The 22,971-nt window shown below is 51.5% G+C and carries 31 protein-coding genes; all 31 read right to left on the reverse strand.

Features of this window, described 5'->3' with window-relative positions; genetic code table 11:
- On the reverse strand, positions 1–174 hold a 174-nt coding region (locus ACJY2G_RS10955; protein ID WP_439291772.1), incomplete at its 3' end, for a DUF2612 domain-containing protein.
- Positions 171–1,370: a baseplate J/gp47 family protein gene (locus ACJY2G_RS10960; RefSeq protein WP_439291719.1), complete on the reverse strand. Its 1,200-nt coding sequence runs from the start codon at positions 1,368–1,370 to the stop codon at positions 171–173. The genes ACJY2G_RS10960 and ACJY2G_RS10955, both read right to left, overlap by 4 nt.
- Positions 1,370–1,723 carry a hypothetical protein gene (locus tag ACJY2G_RS10965; protein ID WP_439291720.1) on the reverse strand — a complete coding sequence of 118 codons (354 nt, stop codon included), beginning with the start codon at positions 1,721–1,723 and terminating at the stop codon, positions 1,370–1,372. The genes ACJY2G_RS10960 and ACJY2G_RS10965 overlap by 1 nt, the downstream gene beginning before the upstream one ends.
- Position 1,724: 1 nt before the next feature.
- Positions 1,725–2,477, reverse strand: coding sequence for a Gp138 family membrane-puncturing spike protein (locus tag ACJY2G_RS10970; protein ID WP_439291721.1), 753 nt, complete (start codon positions 2,475–2,477; stop codon positions 1,725–1,727).
- A 56-nt stretch (positions 2,478–2,533) separates the two neighbouring features.
- Positions 2,534–2,929, reverse strand: a complete 396-nt coding sequence (locus ACJY2G_RS10975; protein ID WP_439291722.1) for a HEPN domain-containing protein — start codon at positions 2,927–2,929, stop codon at positions 2,534–2,536.
- Positions 2,916–3,698 carry a hypothetical protein gene (locus ACJY2G_RS10980; protein ID WP_439291723.1) on the reverse strand — a complete coding sequence of 261 codons (783 nt, stop codon included), beginning with the start codon at positions 3,696–3,698 and terminating at the stop codon, positions 2,916–2,918. Before ACJY2G_RS10980 ends, ACJY2G_RS10975 begins: the two co-directional genes overlap by 14 nt.
- A gap of 101 nt (positions 3,699–3,799) precedes the next feature.
- On the reverse strand, positions 3,800–4,144 hold the full coding sequence (locus ACJY2G_RS10985; protein ID WP_439291724.1) for a hypothetical protein: 345 nt from the start codon (positions 4,142–4,144) through the stop codon (positions 3,800–3,802).
- A 3-nt stretch (positions 4,145–4,147) separates the two neighbouring features.
- Entirely contained in the window at positions 4,148–5,212 is a 1,065-nt protein-coding gene (locus ACJY2G_RS10990) for a hypothetical protein (RefSeq protein WP_439291725.1), read from the reverse strand.
- A gap of 9 nt (positions 5,213–5,221) precedes the next feature.
- A complete protein-coding gene (locus ACJY2G_RS10995; RefSeq protein ID WP_439291726.1) occupies positions 5,222–5,533 on the reverse strand; it encodes a phage baseplate plug family protein in 312 nt (103 codons plus the stop codon).
- The gene (locus ACJY2G_RS11000) at positions 5,530–6,114 is read right to left on the reverse strand and encodes a phage baseplate protein (RefSeq protein WP_439291727.1); all 585 of its coding nucleotides are present in this window, start codon (positions 6,112–6,114) and stop codon (positions 5,530–5,532) included. Before ACJY2G_RS11000 ends, ACJY2G_RS10995 begins: the two co-directional genes overlap by 4 nt.
- Positions 6,114–7,973 (reverse strand): transglycosylase SLT domain-containing protein, encoded by a 1,860-nt coding sequence (locus ACJY2G_RS11005; protein ID WP_439291728.1) that lies wholly within the window; start codon positions 7,971–7,973, stop codon positions 6,114–6,116. Before ACJY2G_RS11005 ends, ACJY2G_RS11000 begins: the two co-directional genes overlap by 1 nt.
- Positions 7,963–8,130: a DUF6889 family protein gene (locus tag ACJY2G_RS11010; protein WP_439291729.1), complete on the reverse strand. Its 168-nt coding sequence runs from the start codon at positions 8,128–8,130 to the stop codon at positions 7,963–7,965. The genes ACJY2G_RS11005 and ACJY2G_RS11010 overlap by 11 nt, the downstream gene beginning before the upstream one ends.
- A 23-nt stretch (positions 8,131–8,153) precedes the next feature.
- Positions 8,154–8,579, reverse strand: coding sequence for a phage tail assembly chaperone (locus tag ACJY2G_RS11015; protein WP_439291730.1), 426 nt, complete (start codon positions 8,577–8,579; stop codon positions 8,154–8,156).
- Positions 8,580–8,582: 3 nt separating this feature from the next.
- Positions 8,583–9,023, reverse strand: a complete 441-nt coding sequence (locus ACJY2G_RS11020) for a phage structural protein (RefSeq protein WP_439291731.1) — start codon at positions 9,021–9,023, stop codon at positions 8,583–8,585.
- 9 nt (positions 9,024–9,032) lie between these two features.
- Positions 9,033–10,193 (reverse strand): DUF3383 family protein, encoded by a 1,161-nt coding sequence (locus tag ACJY2G_RS11025; RefSeq protein WP_439291732.1) that lies wholly within the window; start codon positions 10,191–10,193, stop codon positions 9,033–9,035.
- A 3-nt stretch (positions 10,194–10,196) separates the two neighbouring features.
- Entirely contained in the window at positions 10,197–10,745 is a 549-nt protein-coding gene (locus ACJY2G_RS11030) for a phage neck terminator protein (protein WP_439291733.1), read from the reverse strand.
- On the reverse strand, positions 10,738–11,124 hold the full coding sequence (locus tag ACJY2G_RS11035; protein WP_439291734.1) for a head-tail adaptor: 387 nt from the start codon (positions 11,122–11,124) through the stop codon (positions 10,738–10,740). Before ACJY2G_RS11035 ends, ACJY2G_RS11030 begins: the two co-directional genes overlap by 8 nt.
- The gene (locus ACJY2G_RS11040) at positions 11,111–11,659 is read right to left on the reverse strand and encodes a hypothetical protein (RefSeq protein ID WP_439291735.1); all 549 of its coding nucleotides are present in this window, start codon (positions 11,657–11,659) and stop codon (positions 11,111–11,113) included. The genes ACJY2G_RS11035 and ACJY2G_RS11040 overlap by 14 nt, the downstream gene beginning before the upstream one ends.
- Positions 11,656–12,063, reverse strand: a complete 408-nt coding sequence (locus ACJY2G_RS11045; protein WP_439291736.1) for a DUF4054 domain-containing protein — start codon at positions 12,061–12,063, stop codon at positions 11,656–11,658. Before ACJY2G_RS11045 ends, ACJY2G_RS11040 begins: the two co-directional genes overlap by 4 nt.
- Positions 12,029–12,400: an STY1053 family phage-associated protein gene (locus ACJY2G_RS11050; protein WP_439291737.1), complete on the reverse strand. Its 372-nt coding sequence runs from the start codon at positions 12,398–12,400 to the stop codon at positions 12,029–12,031. Before ACJY2G_RS11050 ends, ACJY2G_RS11045 begins: the two co-directional genes overlap by 35 nt.
- Before the next feature lie 42 nt (positions 12,401–12,442).
- A complete protein-coding gene (locus ACJY2G_RS11055; protein WP_439291738.1) occupies positions 12,443–13,384 on the reverse strand; it encodes a DUF2184 domain-containing protein in 942 nt (313 codons plus the stop codon).
- Positions 13,385–13,395: 11 nt separating this feature from the next.
- A complete protein-coding gene (locus ACJY2G_RS11060; RefSeq protein WP_217152922.1) occupies positions 13,396–13,899 on the reverse strand; it encodes a structural cement protein Gp24 in 504 nt (167 codons plus the stop codon).
- Between the two features lie 6 nt (positions 13,900–13,905).
- On the reverse strand, positions 13,906–15,129 hold the full coding sequence (locus tag ACJY2G_RS11065) for a DUF2213 domain-containing protein (protein ID WP_217152923.1): 1,224 nt from the start codon (positions 15,127–15,129) through the stop codon (positions 13,906–13,908).
- 286 nt (positions 15,130–15,415) lie between these two features.
- Positions 15,416–16,084, reverse strand: coding sequence for a phage head morphogenesis protein (locus tag ACJY2G_RS11070; RefSeq protein ID WP_439291739.1), 669 nt, complete (start codon positions 16,082–16,084; stop codon positions 15,416–15,418).
- Entirely contained in the window at positions 16,005–16,931 is a 927-nt protein-coding gene (locus tag ACJY2G_RS11075) for a hypothetical protein (protein ID WP_439291740.1), read from the reverse strand. The genes ACJY2G_RS11070 and ACJY2G_RS11075 overlap by 80 nt, the downstream gene beginning before the upstream one ends.
- Positions 16,925–17,476, reverse strand: a complete 552-nt coding sequence (locus ACJY2G_RS11080) for a hypothetical protein (protein WP_439291741.1) — start codon at positions 17,474–17,476, stop codon at positions 16,925–16,927. The genes ACJY2G_RS11075 and ACJY2G_RS11080 overlap by 7 nt, the downstream gene beginning before the upstream one ends.
- Before the next feature lie 194 nt (positions 17,477–17,670).
- Positions 17,671–18,453: an antitermination protein Q gene (locus ACJY2G_RS11085; RefSeq protein ID WP_439291742.1), complete on the reverse strand. Its 783-nt coding sequence runs from the start codon at positions 18,451–18,453 to the stop codon at positions 17,671–17,673.
- A gap of 102 nt (positions 18,454–18,555) precedes the next feature.
- Positions 18,556–19,479: a hypothetical protein gene (locus ACJY2G_RS11090; protein ID WP_439291743.1), complete on the reverse strand. Its 924-nt coding sequence runs from the start codon at positions 19,477–19,479 to the stop codon at positions 18,556–18,558.
- Between the two features lie 53 nt (positions 19,480–19,532).
- Entirely contained in the window at positions 19,533–19,871 is a 339-nt protein-coding gene (locus ACJY2G_RS11095) for a single-stranded DNA-binding protein (RefSeq protein WP_439291744.1), read from the reverse strand.
- A 5-nt stretch (positions 19,872–19,876) separates the two neighbouring features.
- Entirely contained in the window at positions 19,877–22,558 is a 2,682-nt protein-coding gene (locus tag ACJY2G_RS11100; protein WP_439291745.1) for a DUF927 domain-containing protein, read from the reverse strand.
- Positions 22,558–22,926: a hypothetical protein gene (locus ACJY2G_RS11105; RefSeq protein WP_439291746.1), complete on the reverse strand. Its 369-nt coding sequence runs from the start codon at positions 22,924–22,926 to the stop codon at positions 22,558–22,560. Before ACJY2G_RS11105 ends, ACJY2G_RS11100 begins: the two co-directional genes overlap by 1 nt.
- Positions 22,927–22,971 lie beyond the last annotated feature (45 nt).

Consider the following 22,971-nt stretch of genomic DNA (forward strand, 5'->3'; position numbering starts at 1 on the left):
CTTACCGAGAATGTCCAACTGCACGCCGATCGCTTCATCAATATCAAATTCAGTAATAAACGCAGTCATCGCGCCAGCGATGTCAGTCAATGGACGGGTTATCAGGTCAATATGATCAACAAATAGTGGTTTCTGGCTGTGGTAATTGGTAATGAGGTCAGTGTATTTACTCATGCCGTCACCGTAATGTTGATGTTATTCACATCGCAGGTTGCCGATTCGCTGTAACCGATAGTGATATTCGCGGCTGCAACCGCCCCGGCGCTTTTGCCAATCTGCAAACTGGTTATGTCGTAGTATCGGCTTTCACCGCCACTCACCACGCCGAGGTTTGCCGGTGAATAAACCCGGCTCAAAAGAACGTCATCGCCGATGGTCAGCGCATTTATATATGCGGCGATGGCTGTTTTAATATCTTCGCCGATCTGCGTGGTGTATCCCGTGAAGGCCTGAAGTGAAATAGCAATATAGACTGGTACTGGAACCGGACGATTAAAACCAACGTCGTGTGGATTTCCATATTTATCAGGTACGACAATGACAGTGGAGCCGTTCGGAGTGACGCCCTGCCCTTTTTTTCGAACGAGTATTGTCGCAATTTCTGTCGCATTACCGCCATCTACAACTGCTGTGATTGAATGCGCTGGCAACCCGTTAGCGTCCACCGAACCAGTGTCGTTCTCATAAAGCTTATGGCGCGTAACCCCTGGGATGTTGGCGATAACACCATCCAGAGCATCGAAAGGCGTTACTGACGCCAGCGCCACACTCTGTGCCTGACGGATACGCAGCGCCGCATCAGTTTCAGCAGCAGAGCCAACGGTGGCCGCATTGGGGTTCGTGACCGAGACCCATCCGCGTGTAGGCGTGTTAATGAACGTGATAGTGCCTGCCAACGCGGCAACAGCGCCAGCAGTTGCACAGGTAGCTGTCACCAGTACAGTGCCGTCAGTTCCGATCACAACCGAAGCGGGCAGCGTCCAGATGATGCTGTTAGAGTCCCTGGCGGACCCGTTTATGATTTCCAGACCGATGGTGCCGGTGATCAGCAGATCAACAGTTGAGTTGTTCGCCGGGTCGCGATAAATCCCGTTTATTTTCACGTTGCTGGACAGCCCGTTACCGATACCGGTTGCCGGAGACTGGCCGTTATAGACGGCAATGGCCGTATTGTTCGCGTCGTGAATGCCCAGCGCATAGAGAGCGATCATCTGCCCGTCTTTACTGTCCGGTTCTAAATAGGCGTCAGTACCGTAAATCTGCTGAAAGTAGCCGGTTAACGTGGTGAGGATTGTCTGGTAATCGGGCGCGCTGATCCCCTGAGCTGTTACCGTTGCCGATAACCCCAGAGTGTCAAGATTGAGAGCCATTATGCCTCGCTTGTTACAGGTGTCTCACCGTAGATGGTGTCGATGGTCGCCGTAAACGTTACGCGCCGTGTGGTGCTGTTTACGGACGTATCAAAGGAGATGATTGAGCTGACTCCCTGCGTCTGCAGAATGTGCTGGCGAATAGCCAGGTTATAAACCTCGGGGCTTTGCTTTCCGAGCACTGATTGGATGTATGGCGTTCCGGCCGTCGTGTCGAGAAACCATTGACCGCGCCAAAGGTTAAATCGCGTTTTAACAGCCTGCGCCACCGCCTCCGGCGAGTTAATCAGAAAGGTGTTATCACCCTGCCCGAATGTGTAATCACCGTCAGTGCCTTCGCGTCGATATCGCATATCAGTTCACCTTGCCAGAATTGCCGCTACCGGTTTGCACACCGTTGTGCGTGTGCTGGTCGCTGATATCCTTACCGTTGGATGTCAGAGTACCAATGAATTTAATAGCGCCAGTAATAGTGGCCGCCGTGCCAGATGTAATACTGCCGACCATGCCCCCCATCCATGTCAGTAGCCCTTTAACAGTGACCGCTGCCGAGAATGTTGAGATTGGTGCTGTGACATTAAAGCCCCCTGGCGCGACGATATTGATCTTCTGTGTCGTAGGGTTAAGCTCGAAAAATGTTGATCCGTCATCGCTTCGCATCTGCGCTGAATTAGTGCTAATCCCGCTGATTTTCTGTGCCTGTGACTGCGGGCCGACAATGACAAAAGCATCCGAAGTATCGTGCTGGCGCTCGTCTACTGCGTCGCCGGTGCCGCCGCTCTGGTACCAGAAATCGATGCAGCGATCAGAGAAAATCACCAGGCACTCATCACCGGCCTTAACCGGGAACGTCAGGGTGACGCCACCACCGCGCGGGAAGATAACCGGCAGGTCTACCAGCAGCGTGAGCCCTTCTGTTGTTTCAGCCCCAACCTCATTCGGTACCGAACCGTTAACCGCTGGTTGTACTGTGCAGGTCACCGTATCAGGGTCGAATGACTGGATGATACCGGGCACAGCAACTCGCAAAGTGCTGCTGAGTTGTTCGCCCATTGCTTTCAATGCCTGCGAAAGATCCCCGCTTAAATCATGGGAAGGAATTGGCATGAAAAAACTCCATAAAAAAACCCGCTCGAGGCGGGTTATTTATTCAGAATAAAAATTTAAGACGCTTTTTGTGTCTTTAACACAAGCCAACGTTCAAAAAACTCTTCCGCTATCTCTATAACGTCTTGAGCCATTTCTTGAGAAACGGTTACACCTTTAAGATCGTAGTCAGCTTCATTTCGAGCATCGCGCTGAGATTTTAGGATGTAAGCTAGCGACTTTAAGGATGGTTTCGGATATGGCTCATTTTTACATTCAGCTGGGTTAGACATGTATCCAGCTGTATTTTTATGGTGCTCATGCGAAAAATTCGGCAAATGAGTTAGAGATGACATGGCTTCGTGAAGCATACTGTAATACGCACGAGAAATTGCACTTCTATAACCACTCTCATCATTCTTACTCATGCAAAGTCGAGCGGTGTTCAGAATGTCATTGCTAGTTGTCGCCATAACTGACTCCTGTATGAAGTTGGCGAGGAGACGAAAACCGAGCAAGAAGCTTACAGTCATCCAACTTTTCTTCTTCACAAACCTTGTCAGCTAAAGCAAAGTTCATTTTAGCTATTTCTTTTGGGGATTTGTTCTGAACATCAACAACGTAACAACCACTCCCTCTGTTGGTTAACTGAATATAACCTGAGGAAGCTTTAAAATCTTTTACAACAGACCAGATGATTCCTGCCAAAAGCTGAAATTGTTCACGCGTGCTTTTAGATGCATCAAAGGCACCATCTAATTCTGTTAGTAGCTCATCTTTATGTTTCATAGCTTTCTGCCTTCCTTCATCGTCTGACAGGAGCTTGATATGTTCATCAAAGTAATGGACTAAATTTTCTCTTTCACCAAAACGATACGCGTTGCTGTAAGCAATTCTACTAAATATTTTACTAGGATATTTTTCAGCCAACGGGTAAGCAAACTCTCGTAAACGAAGAAAATTAAATGTCGTCCTCATAACTTCATAAAAGTGTTGAGCAAGAAAAAAATCGTTAACCTGCCGATCAAGACAAAGCTTAAAAATATCTAAGGCTTCACGCTCGTTTCCATAGAGGATTTCGAGATAACCTAAGGCAACTAGAGAAGCACTTGTACTGGTTGTTCCGAGTTCTTCACTTACTTTTTTATAAGTAAACCGGTCAACACTCTCACCATTTCTCAGTTTAGCTGAAAATTCAGCTATATACTCTTCGGCTTTTTCTTGTGGGATTCCTGCAGCCATTTCATTCCTCAGCCCTACACAGCGGGAGGGCGATTTTAAGCCTAGGTTGGCTAAATATCAATCTCTATAGAATATCGACGCAGATCAGAAAATCTTTAAACTCACTTAACCTTCACACAATCGAACGTCCCGTAGGTCCGAGGCGCATCCATACTTGCCTGGAGTATCTGCGCATTCAGGAATGCTTTCCCGTTGCGCTTGATGTACTCGAGCCCATACAACTGGCCGTCTTTTGAGGACTCAACGACCCATTCCATTTTGATGTTGTTGTAGTCGTCTTCCTGCTTCAGAAAAGTAACTTTCTGGGATTTGGGTTTATCGCCATTGATACGTGACCACCCGTCGTTCGCCGGGCTGGTTCCTAAATAAAATGGTCCACACTGAGAATCCGCGTAAGCCAAACCAGGCAGCAGAAAAACCAGCGAGGCCAATAATATTTTATTCATCAGTCAGTGCGTCCTGTTCAGCGCAGAATTAGTTTGAAGGTCAGCAGAACCTCGCGCCACGCACATCATATCCATGTACCAGGCCTGCCCTCTCGTATCCCCAGTATAAGATATCGACTGAACAATATACACACCATCTGTGGCAATACTGGCAGGCGGAATGCTGGCGACGCCCGTCACCACCAGATTGCCGTTATCGTTGATTTCCGTGATCCGCCCGCCGGACATCTGAATGTCGTTCGATGACAGAGAAGCGCGATAAACGGATGTCTGATCCAACTCAATCAGGCCATGAACCCGGATATTCGGGTTTATCAGGCAACGCACGTTCACGCCGCCGCCCATCGTCTGCTGTGGCATTCCGATCAGCCCAGTCTGGCTGTTCAGCACGATAGCCTCATGAATGTACTTATCATTGGCGACCATCTGCACCTGACCATCAACGATCTGCCAGGTGGCTTTGCACTGCTTCGCAATGTTGTCCATTACGTTGTGGGCCATCGTGTACATCGACCGGCCGCGCGGATAAACCGTTGTCGGGAATTCCGGCGTCAGCCCGGCTGTCACGCCGAACGGCGCAAAATGCGACATGGTGAGGTCATACAGGTCTTTCACCGTGTAACCTTTAGCCAGCGTCGTATTCATCACGGCGCCCATCAGCGCACGGTGCCCGTCAATGGCCTGAATGATGATAAACGTGTCCGTTGGGTTATCTCGGCCTGTCAGTGAGAACCGGATTTCACCGTTATAGATTTCGCCAAAGTTCTGGCCGTTGGTCTGGCCCACCTGCGATGAATCGACGGTTGTTGGTTTGCCTACCTGACTGGCATCGACTGCCGAGGCAATGCCGTCATAACCGGCGATGATTTTTATCTTTGAAAACTCAGAACCGAGGATCCGGCTGTTTGTGTTCTGAGAGAAGTTGTAAATTTTTACGGTGGCCACGCGGGAAAACTTAATGTTGAACCACTCAATGTCAAAAGTGACTTTGAAGTCCGAAAGGCTGATCCCCTTGCCGTTATCGTCGAGCAACTGTATTTCAAAATGACGCTGCCAGTTCTGGCTCATGATTATCCCTTAACTTTGTACGATATAAAGATGGCTGCCGTTCCCGAGGTCGATTTTTGTCGGGTATTCCTGCGTGGAGCTATCGCACCCGACGTAAAGCGAGAAGCCAAATTCCATAAAGGCATATTGCGCCAGCAGGTCGACGCCGGTTACCAGAGGAATGCCGGTGATCATCGGGTTGCCGCCGCTGTCCTGCATATCCATGATCCAACCAGCAGCATCACGCCATAGCAGACGCATTTTGTAGGTGGTGTCTGCCAGGCTGATATTGAATTGCTGGTTGTCCGGCGACAGGGGAATTTCACTGATGATGATCGTCATAACCCAAATGCCCCCTTCGCGCCGTCGAACAAGGTCAGCAATAGCGAAGTGTTGGTCGTCTTCACTGATTTCGTGCCGGTGTTTTGCACGGAAGACGTGCTGACGCCATCCTGCATGTCAGCTTTATCAGCCACGCTGATGTTCTGAGTTTGCGAGATAATGACTTCACGTAGCGTGAGCACGCACATCAGCACGTTCTCGCTGGTCCGGTCAGTTGTTACATCGATGGCGCGGATCAGCATATTGCTGTACTGCCGTTTACCGGTTGTCACATCGAACGGCACACGGCTGGCCTGCAGGTCGAGAATTTGCTGGTAAATTTCTTTCGGACTGGTGCCCAGAGAAATACCGATCGCGGAGGTATCCGCAAAATCCAGCAGCGAACCACCGCCAGAGAAGCCCATTTCCATGGTGACTTCCGCCGGGCGTTTGTAAGAGTGGTCAGATACCGGCGCACCGATTTCCACCGGGTGTTCTGTGATTTCCAGGGCATCCTGATGCTTTTCAGAAACCACCACGTCAGGGATGATCAGGCCAATTTTTCGCGACCGTTGGTTGAATAATACGGATAGAACGTCCATTAACGCGGCCCTCTCGATACCTGCTGCGCGAGGCGTGAATTAACACCGGTTTGCCGGTCAGCCACTTCCATACCGGCGCGGGTCGGATCACTTACGCCATGAATATGGATGTTGGTTTCCTGACTGACCGTCTGGTTGCCTGGCATGTTGCTGAGCACTTTTGGCACGTAGTTGCGTGTTTCCTGTGGCATCAGCCCCATTCCATATTTCTGGACGTTGCCAACCCCCCAGTTGTATGAAGCCAGCGTTTTCTCCAGATCACCGCCGTTCATTTTCATCAACTGGCTGAGGTATTTTGCGGCCGCCTGCGCTGATTTAACCGGGTCAAACACATCGTTGCCGCTCAGGCCCATATCGCAGGCCGTTGGATCCATGAACTGGAACAGGCCTTTTGCGCCAGCGCCAGATTGCGCCAACGGATTACCTGCTGACTCAGTAATCGCCACGCTTTTAAGCAGGCCGGCAGGCAGCTGGTAAAGCCCCTCGAGCTTATTCAGTGTTGGTTCCAGCAAGTTGAGAAGCTTCGAGCCTGACTCGCTGGCGCGCGGTCGACGGACTGACTGAGCATGCTGCACAGGGTCGTCATCCTCTCCGGAATCATCATCCAGATTGATAGCGAATCCTGTTTTATCTTTCAGCCAGCGGCGAAATCGCAGCCCCGAATCTTTGACAGAATCCTCCCCGGGCAACGTGCCTTTCTGGATAAAATCGGCAGCCCATTTGTGATTTTTCTGGAAGTCATCGATGACGCGTCCCAGCTCCTTAATTGCTTTGGAAATACTGTCGATGAGCGCTACGCCCTGCTTAACCTGTGGCTCCCACGCCTTCCAGTCAATCAGGCTTTTGCCGCCTTCCTTCCACGTTTTATAATCTTCATATAACCCGATGAAGGCGAGACCGAGTGCGGTTATGCGCCCAATAGGGGACATCATGAACGCGGTATTCAAAAGCTTCCAGGCAATCATCAAAGCACCGAAAGTAGCGATCAGCTCTTTCGTGCCTTTATCCAGTTTTCCCCACCATTCCATGATGTCACTACCGGCCTGCATCAGCCTGTATACGACACGCCCGATAACGTCAGCGAGCCAGAGTAACCCTTTCACGCCGCGGGTGATCACGTCTTCTATTTTGGGGAAGTTATCGAGGAACTGTTTGCGAAGATTGTCGACAGAACCAGCCAAACCGCCTGCCAGATTAGCCCCGATTTTATCCCGGGCCATGCCAGCCATCGCCCCGAAGTCGCGCAGGGAAGTCATGAAACGATTCGAGCCAGCTGCGGCCTGATCGGCGTTAAACCCGATGGCTTTCGACATGGCCGAGTATTCAGCAGTAAAGCCGGTTATGCCTCGGCGCATTGCCATCAGCGTGTTTTCGTCGATACCCAGCATCTGCGCATACTGATTTGCCCGGTAATAAGGCATGCTCTTCAGCTTGTCACCCACGCCAGAGAACACGGACGCCATATCCTTCATATTGCCTTTGGCGTCTCGCGTCTGAACACCCAGCCGGTTAAGAAAGCCTTCAGCGCCCGGATTGTTACGCATGAACCGGGACAGGCTTTCCAGCGAACTCTGCGCCGCTTCGGCGTTCGAACCCGTTTGTGAGGCTGCGTACCCCAGCGCCTTAATGCCCGCCACGCTGGCGCCAGTGCGCTGTGATGCCCAATAAAGGTTATCCAACCCGCTGGCAATCTTCGCCGTAAAGGCTGTCACCGTCAGCGCTGCGCCTTCAACAACAGCCGCCATTTTGAACACGTTGGCCGTCACGCCAGCGATCACAGCGTCGAACTTTTTAGCGCCAGCGTCATCAACAGCAAAACCGAGACTGACGAGGAAATCCTTAATAGTTTCAGCGTCCATCGTTATCAGCTCTCCACTTTGCTATGCGCGCTTCGTTGTCGATTTCCATTTGCAGGTAGTCATTCATCATTGCGATATCGCACAGATCAACCGCGCCCGACTTCAGGTCTTTCATATCGAGCTGAAAGGCCTTGGCCGGGCGCAGGATGTAATCCATATTGTCAGGCAATGAATTGAGGGCTACGCCTCCACCTGATCCGGAGTTTCGGTCGTAGGGAGTTCTTGCAAAAAATTTCCCAGCGAGTCGCCCACCACGCGACCGACGATTTGGAGCATGGAGGGCAGGTCCAGATCATCAAAAGCCAGCACGCCACTCTGAAACACCGGAACCCAGCCTTTCGCCTGTTTACGAAATGCCACCGACAGGCAGGGGTAAATAATCGCGTTAGCGTCATCGTCGCTGAGGTCAGATAATGACTGAGCGACCTTCGGCAATACGCGCTCCATAATGCCGATCGAGTCTTTTTGCGCGGCCAGGCTTTTAATCTGCTGAAATTCAGACAGCATGCCGGACAGAACCGGCAGCAACTTACGCGAGACTTTGAACTGGTCGAACACGCTCAATTTGCGGATCTGATACGTGTTGCCTTTGATTTCAAATTCCATCGATTAGAACTCCCCTAATACTTCATCGACTTTGCCGCCATCAAACACCCACGAAACTGTTCCGCCATCTTTGGCATTAGCAAAATCTGGCTGTTTCTGGAAAGCCGCTGAACGGATGGTGACAAGGTCACCGGATGAGTGGTTACGAAGAACGAATACGTTATTGCCCCATAAGGATGAAGACTGGCTCTGTGCGTTGTAGTGCAGAGATAATTTCTTATTAACCGGGGATGTTTTGAGGAGTGTAATGGTGAGAGCGCCAGATTTTCCGGCGTGCAAACTGTGCATGACTTCACCATCAGCACCCACAGTCATGGTGTTTTTGGCCTCGGTCATAGCCACGGTAATGCCTTCGTCAGCGTTTGCTGATCCGTAGCCCAGATCGACATCACCTGTCGGCCCTGTCATTGACGCCGAAAAGTCGAGAAAAGAATAAGTAGCCATTTTTTATCCTCAGCGAACAACGTTGATCTGAACGTCGGCAAAGTGAACAGCGCCAGCAAGTTTGCAGGCCACCTGAATAAGTGGAGCTTTACGCGCTTCGCGATCGGCTTGCGCCTGCGTCGCCAGCGGTGCAGCGTATACGTAATAGCCTTTGGTTAAAGTATCGCCAGTGTTGATCTGCCCAATTGGGCCACCGTTCCATACCCCAGGAGCAATCAGGCCATTCGTGTCTGCCTGATCCATCGACTGTTCAACGTTACTCAGCAAGCTGGTGACGCCGGGTTCAGTCTGAGAGACCTTTGTCGTGCTGGTGTACAGGCGGTTATAGAGGTTGGTTTGAACGTAGTTTTGCAGCCAGTCCAAGCCGTGGCGCTCATCAAAGAAATCGCCGCTGGACATTACGCCCTGCTGAAGGATCGCCGTATCGTTCGCATAATAGACGTAGACGTTGGCGTTTTTCGCATCGACGGCCGCAGCCTGACCCACGGTCAGCGTCTCATAGGTTACGGTCGGTTCCTGTTTGAATTTCAGGGTGATGGTGGTATTGCTGCCGCTGAAATTAACGGTGAACGCGCGGCCTAATGCCGACACAGCAGCGTAAAGGCTACTGGTGGAATACTGAATGAAAGTGCGTGCGTACTTTCCAGCTTTGAGCTGGGAAGCGACATCGGTTGTTGAGGTGCTGCTGATGATTCCGGCTTCGGCAGAAGTCACGCCAAAGATACGGCTCAGGCTGGAAGCTTCGATCAGCTTAGCCACTGAAATAACGTCATCAGCGTCAAGAACGTCCTCACCGCTGGCTACGTCATCGGCGACAACCAGTCCGTACCAGTTGGTATATTGAAGGCAGGCATTGACGGCTTGCACCACTGTTTCAACGGGACCAGCCTCAGCAGATGCAAGGGTTTTAGCCCAACGTCCGACATAAACCTGCGTAGGTTTCGGTGACTGACCAAAGAAAATCAGAGCCGCCTCATACTCCGGGCTATCCACGCCGAAATCGTCACCAATATCTTCAATGGCGGCGTACAAGCGAATACGTTCTGACACAGGGATTACCGTAGAGGTGCCGAGGATCAGCAACGAACCGAAATTTCGACCAGTGGCCGCCGTCGGCGACATGATCACATCAACGTTCACAACGTTGGATACAGGTAAGCCCTGCGTCATAATTTATTCTCCAAAATAGGTGACCGGTGCTTCCACCAGCGATTTGATGCCGTATTCACGGATAACCTTGCGGCGCAGGCGCACCGTCATGTCGTAGCGACGAACCCACTGTTGGTTGATAAGTTCAGGGAAAGGCGTTAACCCGGTGTAATCACCCAGAGAGAGCCCCAGAGTGTTGAGCTGATCGTTGTTTTGCTGAACGGAGATGCCATCGCGGAATCTGGAGGCAAATGTCATACCCGCAGGACCATAAAACGAGGCCATGCATTCGAACGTCTCATGGCGCCAGACCTGAGCACCCTCATCCGTCTGGCTGGTGAATGCCGGGCTATCATCGATAGGCCAGCCAGTAACCCCAAATGCGCACCAATTGGTGTCCACTGAAGGGAGCGCGGGCTGGTCTTTCTGCCAGCGGGGCATCACCATTTTCGCGGGTAACCCAGAGACATTGCGCATCCACTGGCTCAGCAGCCGGTCGAGCGCTTCGTCATAGGCAGGATCACCGCTGGTAGGCGTTAGCCATCCAGCTTCGGTGCTGGTGTTATTACTCAATGGGGATACCTCCATCGAACTGAAGGAGTTCACAATGAGCCTGAACAAAACCGGCACCGTAAGCGGTGTACGGATCTACAAATGTGACGCGATAATCACGATTCTGATACGTCACAATGTCCGCATCTCGCCCTGTCTGCCCCTGCGTTAGCCTCTCAGTGGTTACAATCAGGATTGCCCCGCTGATAACCTGTCCCGATTCCATCCGGCGGCTTTCGAGCGAACGGTCAACGGTGACCACGCCAGCAAACTGAGTTTTCACCGCCCCATCCTGCCCAATACCGTCATCGTCAACTGTCTGCTCCCGCCTGGTCACCCAGAGGTTGAAGTCACAAAAGTCCGGGTCAAACAGAACGTCTGTCACATCAAGATTTGGCATTTTTATTCCTCACCACAGAAGTGATCGCGCGCCGGTATTGGCCGGTGTCAATCAGCGGTCTGGCATTCGCGTTGTCAGGAAGGTTTCCGGCTGCACGGCTTGCAAGTTCTTTGGCTGCTCCCTTGCGCCCACGTGCCGCCCGTGCTTTAAGCGTACTTTCTGCAAGAGGCGTAAAGCCGGTGATCGTCATGTAGCGTTTAACGCCATCGGCGGCCACCGTACCAGCCTGATTCAGCGCACGGTCAGCGCCAGACATATTCCCGTCGAGAGCCGCCTGCGCGGCCGCCTTCAACAGTGGAATAGTCTGGGCTTCAACGGATTTAACGCCGGGCTGCAGATGGGGGCGTGCAGGAATGTTTTGAGCGGGCGAGCCCTTCTCGTTTATGTACCCGATCCCGGCATTACCAAACGGAATATCTTCACGCTGGCTATCTTCTTCTGGGATACCAACCAGCACATCTTTTTTGCTGATAGCCCGCAGTGCATCAAAGATGGCCTGCGTGTTGTCAGCCCGAACAGTAACGCCGCTTTTCATAACTGCCGTCCTCCGGCGCCAAACATCGTTATCAGCTGGTAAAACTCAGCACCGTATCGGGTGTTATTCCAGAAGCCTGCATCAGGGTTAAGCGTCGCGCTGGTGTCATAACTGACACTGACCTTATCCACTGACTTAGAAGACTGGACCCCATTAGTCGATCCCCCTGGCCCACCGACGAGCATGGCCCGACTATCCGCAGCCCACAGCGTCATATAGTGGGCAACGAACAGCTCAGCGAAATACGGGAAAAGTTCTTTTCCGGTGGTGTTTTCACTCAACAGCACATCGGCCAGGTTCAAACGAAACTGGACTTGTGTATCAGGATATTTAGTGGTGTCGGAGAACTGGGGGAAATCGCGGCGGAAATCACTTACCGTTGGAAGGCTTTGATTCTTTGGCATCGCTGGCCCCATTACCGCCGGCTTTCGCTGCGGTCAGTTGCGATTGCAGACTGTCGTTTTGTTCCTGCAGCTGGGTCAGCCCCGCTATAAGATCGGCAATCAGCGTATCTTTATCGGAGATCTGCGATTGCAGGCTGTCGATAAGTTCCTGCTGGTCAGTCGATTCATTTACGCTGCCCACACCCAGTTCGGAGTGCGCCTGAGTAAACCAGTGTGATGCAACCGTTTCAGGCACAGTGTGACGCCCTTTGCCAAACTCTTGGACGGTGGTGTCACTCAGAGTCAGTTTGAAGGGTGTGTGAACGTGGATTGAAACCAGTTTTTCTTTAGCTGCCATTTTACTAAATCCTTTAGGCCCCTTGCGGGGCCGTTCTGGTTATCAGATGCCGTCCACGTAGGACAGGGTTTCTTTGTAGACCGGCTCTACCGCACCGAGTTTGCCGTAATACGTCACAATCTGATAAATACCGCGATACTGCACAGGAATGCTTTGCAGCGGCACCAGTGGGAAGCGGACGTATTTTTTATCATTGGTGTAAGCAACCATGCGGTCTTTTGCACCAACACCACGGCCTTTAAGCCACTTAACCGCACGGATATTCAGGGGAATACCGTTTTGGTGATAAGTAATGGTGTTGGTCTGCAAATAAGTCAGCAATGACTGATTACCTGCAGAAGAAACGATAGTGCTCGCCAGCAGAGAGAATTGTTCTGGTGGGATCAACAGATCTTGCGGAACAACCGAATAACCGGATGCCGCCCAAGCTGCGTCCAGTACGGAGTTGATGCTCTGGCGGATTTCATCCGGGGTAGATACAGCCCATGTTTTGGCTGCGTTATTCAGTGCAACACCGGGCATATTGACTAAACCGCTCAGTCCCAGAGACGTATCACCGACATATACCTGCTCATCGGTGTCCATGTTCCATTTGAGGGACATGCCGTCATATTTTTGGGTGTCGATTGGGCGACCAACCTGTTGAGCGGCCTGCAGCTCAATAACAGTCCAGCCCAGTTCCATACCCCAGAGATTTACAGGATTGCCGCTTTTGTTAATATCGACATTCACGCCTGCAATAGCGGTAGAGTCCTGACCAATCCAGTTCTTGCCATTTGGATTAGCGCCTGTACCAGCCGCGGCAAATGAAGTGTTTGTCCAGCTTGAAATGGTATCTGCGATAGAGACGTCTTCACGTAACTGGATGTCTCGGCTCCACGTGTACCCAACTAATGGCAAATTGAGTGTCTGGTCAAGACGTTCCAACTCGCCAATTAGAAAGGCACCTGAACCGTCTACAGTTGCCTGATCAAAAGTAATCATTCGTTTTTTCCTTAAATCTTCCAGGAGATTTCAGCGTTGCCTTGTGCATCGCCAGCGCCGGTGAACTCTGCGTTTTGCAGCACCACGTTTTTGCCACTTACTGAAGTGGACATGAAGCCACCCAGCGGCACGTTAATGGTCGAATCGAGAGAGACGACCACATATACCGGTGCACCTTTTTTGATGGTGCTGGCATCGAAGCTGGAGCCGAGACTCACCGTCATATATCCGCGTTTAAGTGCATCGCCCGGAAAGTTCTTGTCAGAACCCACCTGTCGAACCATGTCCGGGGTTGATGTAGTCGGGTAAGGACGCACGTAGAAGCCTTTAATCTTGTCGGCAGTATCGCCGTCGGTCAGTGGCACGAAATAACCGTCAGTGTCGTATTTACCCGCAAGGCCATAAGCTACAAAGGCGCTGGCGGATTTAAGGATCACAGGCTCAGTGGTTAAATCCTGAGGGCGTGAAATAGCCCCGGCAATGCCTACTGGCATCCGTAAGAGGTATGCTGTCATCGTTAATTATCCTTTGCGGTTAGCCCAGAAATCGGCGTTAGCTTTGTTGATATCGGAGATGCTTGGTGTGCCGATCTGGCGTTGTGCATCACCGGTTTGGGTGCGGGTATTGCGGCCTTTAGCAAGTTCAGAAACGGCAGCAAATGCCATCTCAACAGACTGTTTAGGCAGTTTGCGAATATCTGCATCACCGACAATTTGGCGAACCAGTGCTTTATCCGCAGAGGCTAATACTTCACGTTTGAATGCGGTCGGCTTCACTTTGCGGGTCAGATCGATGCCTGGCATGATGACGTCAGCGCGGTAGGCTGCGTCGCCGGTGATCGTGGTAAGATCTTCATCTTCATCACCGGTAAGCTCTTTGTTCTTACCAGTATCATCCGAATCCGTTGTTTTCCCTTCCAGCTTATCCAGGCGCATCAGAATCGCTTTCGCCCATTCTGGAACATCTGCATCTTCATCACCGGTCTTCAGACCGCCCAGCTCTGGATCCTTATCCGGAAGGGGCTGTTGCGGAGACAGGTTAATGTTGAGATTCACACCCTGTGGAAGGTCTGAATTTTCACCCGTCAAAGATGCTGGCGCTGACTCTGCCAGTTCGTTCAGGGTGTCCGAATCGCCGGTTTTGATTGCACGCTGCATCCGCGTCCACCAGCTTTGTTTCTGAGTTGTTGCCATCGTGTCTTTATCTCCAATTGCGCAACGTAAACCGGCTCTGCCTTTGGGGACAAAAGCCACATGATTTCCGGTGATATCTACCTGTTCAGCTTTCCCAGGCTCGGTTTGTTCATACTCTGCGTCGTAACCGCACGACACTTCCCGTAATCCATCTTCAATAAGCTGAATGGCGTATTCGTCCTTGACGATCAGGTCAGCCAGAACTAAATCAGCCTGGTTACCTGTGCCCTGACGAATGTTTTGCAGGTGTCCCATTGCCAGCTCACGCCAGTTCGTGGGGTTTACAAATTGAATGTTTCCTTCGGCATCTTCTGGATGAAGAATGGTTACGCTCATCCCCTCAAAGGAAGCGAGTGTTGCCGGATGGAATACCTGCTCAGGTGATCGGTTAACGACAATCTCACCAGCTGCATCAGGCGTTAATTTTGGTAAGTCCTGAGCGCTGTATAGCTGCTTACCCGTTCTGGCTATCGGTACGTCTTTACATAACAACGAACCGTCGGCCAGTAGAAAACGGGTCTCGCCTAATCGGCTTTCAAAGAAATATTTCATTGTTCACCTGCTGGAACGCGGGCATAAAAAAGGCCGCCGGATGGCAGCCTGGTGAAAAGTATTAATTGTCTCGATAACGCCCTATTTAACATAAGGGTCATTTAGCGCCCTACGAGATAGGCACTCGTTCAAATAACCACGTCTGAACGGCAAAAGCTGGTCTCAACTCACTGAAAAATTCAAATTTCAGGCGATAACATTTTTTCAACAATTCACGACTATTGAGGTTCAATCAGAACTGGGTGCCAAATCGTTATTTTGGCGTGTTTACTCATTTTCCTGTCAATCATGCCGCTACGCGGATCGACTTCCCGTTTGCCGTTGGTATTCTCATGCCGTCAAGGGTGCGCAGCTGTTCTCCAGTGCGGATAGCCGCAACATTCGAGTGAGGGAATATAACCTCACAGTAGCACCGGCAATTTGGCAGTGCGCCAGCGTGACCGGTCATACCATCCAACGTAGGTGGGTTATCCCAACGAACAAATACTCCTTCCATTTTGGCGTGTGACTTACGTACGTCACCGTCATCAGCGGTTCGCCAGATGTACCCAATCGAACCAATCGAGAGCGCCCTTGCCTGTGTCAGCGCTGTTGATGCGCGGCCTATTTCGGTTCTGGCAATCAAATTAGCTCGGGACTTGGCAACGTCACCCGATGCAGCAATTTCTTTCGCAAATGGCTCAGCGCGGCCGCCAGACACTACAGCTTCGATAGCTTTGTTTTGAATGTCATAGATACGGTCAGCCGCTTCGAGTGGAAGTGACTTAATATATTTGATCTGCTCAGCAACGATAGATTTCATAACCTGCCCTATCGGGGCGTTATCCGCCATTTTCTGATATCTAGTAAAGTATTGCTCATCGTATGGGCGTGATTCAGGTACCGGGTAACGCCCGATCCCCAGCTCGGGAAGGAATACCAGCCCGCTGTTCAATTCTTGATAAAACGACTTCATTCAGCCAGGCCTCAAATTTTGATTCGAAGTTAGAAATCCGTCTGTCGCATTGGTGATCCCACGCTTCACAACGGCAATAATTATCCGGGATAGCCCAACCCACGCAGCGCAAGTCCATATCGGGATCGGTGACAATCTCTGGCGCGTTATGCCCACCACGTCCACCAGCCACAACGTAAACAGGCGTTTTGTAAGCTATAGCCGCCGGTAAAGCCCACCCCACTGGGCTAACGACAACGGCGGCGTGCTCAACCAGACGCATAAGTTCTTTTATGTTGAGTTCACCAACGTGCAGTTTCAGGTCGGCTTCAGGTTCATCACCCACTAACCACTCTTCGCCCTCCTTCAGATCGGCCACGCTGATCACAAAGAAGTTCTGACGCAGAATGCGTGAAGCCTGCACAAGATAGTCAGGGTCTGGATTGCGGGAATCGCTGCGCCATTCAGAGCGAACGGTCGCTGGCCGTATGACAGCAATGGGCTTTTGTGCCGTCAATAGCGGCAACCCGAATGAAGGTAAATCCAGTAACGTGGGGGCAACCCCGAACTGTTTACGCATGGCGTCAAATATTGATCCACGGGCCAGATCTGCAGGCCCGTAGAAAATTCGCTTCGTTTGTCGCGGTGACGGTGGCGGATAGAAAGTCGCCTCGCTCTGCATCTCGTTTTTGCGCTGAGTCCTGAGCGTGGTATCGCTTCGAACTGGTTTTATTGGCAAGTCTTCATACAGTTCAGGCCATGACGTTTTGACGTATGTACCCGCTGGTAGATTTTTGAGGAAAGCTCGCTGATAAATGGTGTCACCCATCCCCAGCATGCCCTCAATGAAAATTGGGGGATTCAACATGTGACCTCACGTAACGCAGCCTCAAGAGATAAACGACGAAAGCATTTAAGCGTCGTCTGGCGACTGCTGTTGATAATGTTCATGCACCCTGGAAGTTCATGCGCCAGCCGTTCAAATTCTCCAAACCATCGCGTGACATTATCTGCCGTCGGATTATCCAGGCTGGTGTGATCTCCGTGCCAGTGGCTACCGTTTGCAATTGAGCAATCGAAACCCAGCAAGATGATGTCTCTGAAGCCGAGCCAGTGAGCAAAGAGAATCGCTCGCTGTCCGGAATTGAAGGTATCGCCCGTATCCGTCGAGAAAAGGTTTACACCATATCGGGTATGAGCTCGATTGTTGCAAGACCAGCGCTGAGGCTTTTCTGGGAGGTTCTGGACATAGATATCCCACCAGCGCAAATCACCGGCATAGATGTGGGTGCATTCTGGTACCGCCTGCCACGATGAATTAACAGCGATGACCGGCAGCCCAGATTCTAGGGCCAGCGCACAATCAGCAGGAGTCAGCGATGGGCCAGAAGCGCAGATAACGACAGCCGACATATTGCGTTACCCCAAACAAAAAAGACCGCCAAATTGGCAGCCTCAGAAACGCAAAAACCCCGGCGGGTGCCGAGGTCTTGAAGGTTTTAATAAGCGCTCATCTACAGAAACGCCCATGATTTAGTGAAATTACGCCAAGTTCGGACAAAATGCAAGACTTAATATCAAAAGTGTCTTTATGATCCTCGATCACACTATCTACTGGTGATTCGTTGGAATACAACATCAGCATGGTTCTCTTCCTGCTCACATTTCGTCACCAGAGACTCATACAACGGTCGCCAGTTGCGATTCCATGTTCTTTCCTGCAAGTCAGGCAGCAGCGCTACAATCGCTTTGTAGGCCATTGTGCCGGGTGTGCGTTTGAATCCCTTGCCAGCACACCGATCACAAGTCTTATCGACCGGCACGCCGAGAAGGTTTGATTTCTCCAGGTCACGCACGCGGCCTGTGCCATTACAACGGCAACGATGCGAGATTGTCCCCTTCCCGGTGCAGGTCTGACACAGCTCTCTCACGGTCTGGGTTTCGGTTACCTCTGGAATTTTCATTTCACCATCAGCGCCAACGTAACCGGCATATTTCACCACTTCGCGTTCAACATTCAGCAAACCAGCGCCAGCACAATCAGTGCAGGTGCTAACACTCCCCGCCGATTTGCAGTATTCCGCATAGGCCATCTTCGCAAGGATCACCATGCAATGCGCCATCCGGCGACCAGCTGCTTTACCAACGTGCTTACCGGCGTTCTTCATGGCGTAGACAGAAAGCCGTTCAATGGTGCGCTGACCGTCCTCTTTGCTGATGCCATTTTTACCGAGGAAAGCGCCCATACCGAATTCTGCCTCCGCCTCTGCCATTCCGAGACTGGCGGCGAGATCTGGCCCCGTCAGAGAATCTGAGGCTGTCGCTGGCGGAACGTTGGTGAACGTTTGGGATTTAGGGTTGAACTGCTTCAGTGCGTTTTCCAGTTTCATCAGTCGACCACCGGGAGGCTGTTTTTGATGTATTTATTATTGCACAAAACGCAATGCAATTCGATTTCATTGCGTATTTTGAAACACCAAAACAACCAGTAATTACGCCACTTCATGCATGCCTATCAGGTTGAGATACACCTCATCACTGTCCGCATTCATGTCTTGAAAACGCGGATATTTCAGGTACCACTTAAGCACGTCCAGAGCTTCACCGCGGGTAAGCGGTTTTATCGTTTCTAAAAGACCGTCAAGATAACGCTCCCGATCCCAAAGGTGGGTATCCTCATATAAGTTCTCATCTGGGTAGAGCTCTCTGTAAGCGCTGATTCGCATCGAGTACAGCCAATCCCAATACAAGATCTCCCTTACGACATCACTTAAAGTGAATGGCTCGGGCAATACATCTGTAAAAACAAATTCACCCGGCCCTTTCTTCATATAATCGCAATAAATATCCTGATACTTACCGTAGACCGCCTCAATACGCACCTCTGCTCCCACAGGTTCAAAAGCTGATTGAAGGCTGCCAAAAACCCCCCGGACTGAACCCGCTTTGATATATTGCTCCTTAGACGCATCGATATAATGCTGCGGGTTGTCCATCCACATGGTTGAAAATATGGCAGTCCACCCCGCACCACCCTGTTGCAGGTATCGGCTATAATTCTCCTGCGCCTGCTTCGGTGTGATGGTCAGTTTTTTAAGCGCATCCTCTGCTGCGGCAATATGGGTAGGCTCGCCGGTCTTGATGACTTCCAGTACCCACAGATAAGCATCGGTTTGTTTGTCGCCAGTGACAGAACGTTGAGGCGGCAACGGCTTTGGGATCGTCACGGCGGTACTGTATTTTTGCTCCGGGATAGTAAAGAGCACCCTGTGTTCAGGGTTATCTCGAAACAGCCCTGAACGGCGACAAGTCGTTTTTACCGTATTGATATTGATGCCGGTGAGTTTGGAAATCGTTTTGTAGCCCTTCCCCTGACGCTTGAGGCGCAGGACTTCGTCTTTCTGCTCTTGTGTCATTTGCACACCCTGTATTCAGATGGTTAAAGGCAGCACTCAGGCCGCCATCTTAATTACGGACGCTTACCGCCGCTGCGCACCGTTCTGGCGCTGATAACGGAATCCGCCAGCACCTGATAGCCGGTGTTCAACTGACCATCACTGCCAGTCCACTGGCTGATGTTCATCGAACCCGAAACGCTGATGAGGTCACCTTTGCTGTGTTTAGCGAGGAAGTCAGCCTGCTTTCCGAAGGCTGTAACAGCCAGCCAGAAAGTTAACTGTCCGTCTTCCGCATCTCTGCAGGGCAAAGCGACAGCCATCCGCCCGAGTGCCATTGAGGATCCGCTGCTGGTTGTTTTGGTCTGGATATCGGCCACCAGTCGGCCACGTGCTGCAATGTGTGCTGTCATAATCCTTACTCCTCGGTGTCATCTGGCATCATCAGAACCACAAAGCGCGGTTGCTTCCCGTCAATTCTGAGCGTCTTTTTCCCTATCCCTTTTGCCGGTTTATCCAACATTCCGGCGTCTGCTAGTACTTGTGCAAAAGCAACAGGATTGGCTCCGGCAGCGATTTCGTCACGAAATACAGAGGGGTATGTGTGGAAGACAAGAGTTTCAAACCCATCCTTTTTCTCCCGATAACCAGCAAGTTTAGGGATCGGTAAATCACGCGGGTCAGTGTGGGGGTGAGGTAAGTAGCGGCTGTAGCCAAATTGCTGTAGGAATGCCACAGCCTGTTCTACCCAGGCTTTACTCTCCCGGTTCCCCATACCAAACTCATTTACCCAGGCATTGAAGCTGTGTTGCAGAGCGTCACGACCTTCCTGTTCGCTCCATCCGGTAAGTTGCTTAGAAAGCAGCAATGCACCTTCGAGAACAGCAAAGCGTGAAGCAACGCGCCGCACCTGTTCGCTGGCTTCCTCCGGCAGCAGCCCCAACCACCGGCGCTCGGCAGTGCGGACAGTATCGACAGCAAGCTTTTTCTGGCCAGCAAGTTGGTTGATCCATACCCGACCGACGGCGCCATAGTTCTGTTTGCACGCATCCCGCATCGCATCAGCGTGAGTTTTACCATCGGCGTAACCGTGATATTCCGTTGCTTTGGTAATTGGCACGTTCAGCAGGCGCACCAGTTGACCCGCATTTATCTTGCCGCCATCTGCACGGATGTAGCTTTCCATATCGATTTCACCGGTACTGAACGCCATTGCCCGCCAGCGCTTAACGTCACGATTACCACCTTCTTTAGCCCCCTGAATTTTCCCGACACCGTTGAAAAGTGCGTAAGCAGCATCGGCCACCGCCCGGCGATTGCTACCCTGCCCGATTTCATCCAGCGGCATAAAACCATCGTTGTGCGCCGCCGCCTCGTTCACCAGCCCCAGCGCCGTCGAGTACCACGTCAGCTTGAGCGCATCAGGTTCACCATAAACCGTGCTGGCCGCATTCCCCGTCGTAGTTTTCCCTGCAGATGAACCACCGAACAGGTGGACGCCAAAACCATCAGCGCCAGCAATACCTATGAGCGGTGCCGCCAATGCGCACGCGATACCCAACATCATGGAGGGATTGCCTCTCGCCAGTTTAGCCACGCTTTCACGCCAGCTATCAACCGTCCCTTTAACTGTGTAACCCCGCGCAGCGGCAGAACGCCCGTTGAACAGAACCGGTTTATCAGGACATCCCAACACCTCACCGTCGGGCATGATATAAGCGCCGCACTGCCACCCGCTGGCGCTGGCAATTGCCCACATCTCACGCTTACCGCTGCGCTGTAAGTGGTCTGCAAGAATGGCCTTCAATCCGCTTTTAGAAGTAATGAGCATTCCACCTGCTTTGAGCTTGGCCCATCCTTCACGCTCACCAATATCACGCAGCGGAATAGCCTCCGTCCGCTGCGTATTGCTGCCCTCTGGCGTCCAGGCAAGAATGAGGTAACGCTCAGCATCATCTTCTCCGACTCCGACGACTTCCACGTAAGAGGAAAGCCACGCTTCTTTCTCGTTCACTTCGCCGCTGTCTTTATCCAGTTTCGGTTCAATCCAGTACAAACCGCCGCGGCGACCATCGACATAAGGCTTGAGATCATCTTTGGCTGTACGTTTTCCACCTTCGATGACGGTCAGCAGTACTTTCTCGCTTCCACTCTCAGGCTGATACAGGCCGCTGATAAAAGCCTGCTTGGCGGCTTCAAGCCCATGTTGTTGGCGATGATCATCCCAATCGGCTTTAATTTCACCCGGTGGCAAAGTCACCCAACCGTTGATTGCGAGAGCCGCCTTTTCTGCTGACAGTTTGCCGGTATTCACTTTCGGTTTACCCTGCTCATCAACCTCACCGGGCTCATGCCAGTCGTTATCCCCGGCAATAATGATCCGAGCTTCTGGGTATTTTTCACGGAACAACTGCGCGACCGGCAACAAATTACCGGCGTCAATCGATGCAACAAAAAGTGCATCCAGCATCAGTAATCCGGTCGTAGCGCTGGTGGCGTAACCTTCAGTGATCACCACCGATTCAACCTGCTCAGGAAGTGGCAAAGGTGCGACAAAAGACCCTTTCTTTTTGGTTCCTGCCAGCAGTCTCTTTTCTCCAGACGGCTTGATAATCTGTGCACCAGTCACGGCACCGTGCATATCGCGAAGCGGGATCACCATCGAGCCATCATCTAAAAGGGCATCGAAGGGGCTTGGAAGCCCCTTTTTAGCGAGGTAATGTGACTCGCCGCGGGAACAGTCTTTAAGCAGTTTTGTCACTTTTGCAGTGACATCAGTTGTCACCGTTTTAGTGACGACGGGCACGGTTCGCATAGGCAATGAAAGAACTTCAGCTACCATCACCGCCGCTTCAGATGCAGAACAGGTCTTCGCCTTTGTGATTAGATCCAGACCATCACCGGCACCACATTGGTTACAGAAATGCGTACCCCTTCCTTCCTGATCATCAAACCGGAATCGGTCTTTGCCCCCACAGGCTGGACACGGCCCATGAACACCCGCTGTTCGTGGTACATCGATACCTAATGACTCATAAATCTCTCTCCAACGACCCGACGCTGAACGTATTACATCTCGGATAGTTAAGCTGGTTGTCATTAATACATCTCCAGGCCGAGAGAATTATTCTTAGGATCATTCAGCGCTATTTCGACTGCATTGCTCATAATGTCCGCCATAAACTCAATGCCCTCCTCCGTCAGCTTGCTGTTGTCCTTATTCGTCATGCTGGAATACGTAGAAGTCAGAAGTTCAATGCTGCTGGCCTGCCCATATTCTTTGTGGCACTGCACTTCAAAACAGTCCTTCAGGCAGCGACACACGGCGTCAGTGCTCAGGTCACCGAGGATCACCTGCTTACGTTTTACTGTCACTGTGCACACAGGGTGTCCACCGCTGCGGCGCTTGCAGTACTCAACAAATGCACCGGCAATATGCTTACGATTTAATTCAAGTTGGTGAGTCATATAATGCTCCTCCCGAATTCAGGCCGAGGGGATCCCCCGACCAGA

The sequence above is a fragment of the Rahnella sp. ATs2 genome (assembly GCF_051851855.1).
In the GTDB taxonomy this organism is placed as follows: Bacteria; Pseudomonadota; Gammaproteobacteria; order Enterobacterales; family Enterobacteriaceae; genus Rahnella; species Rahnella variigena.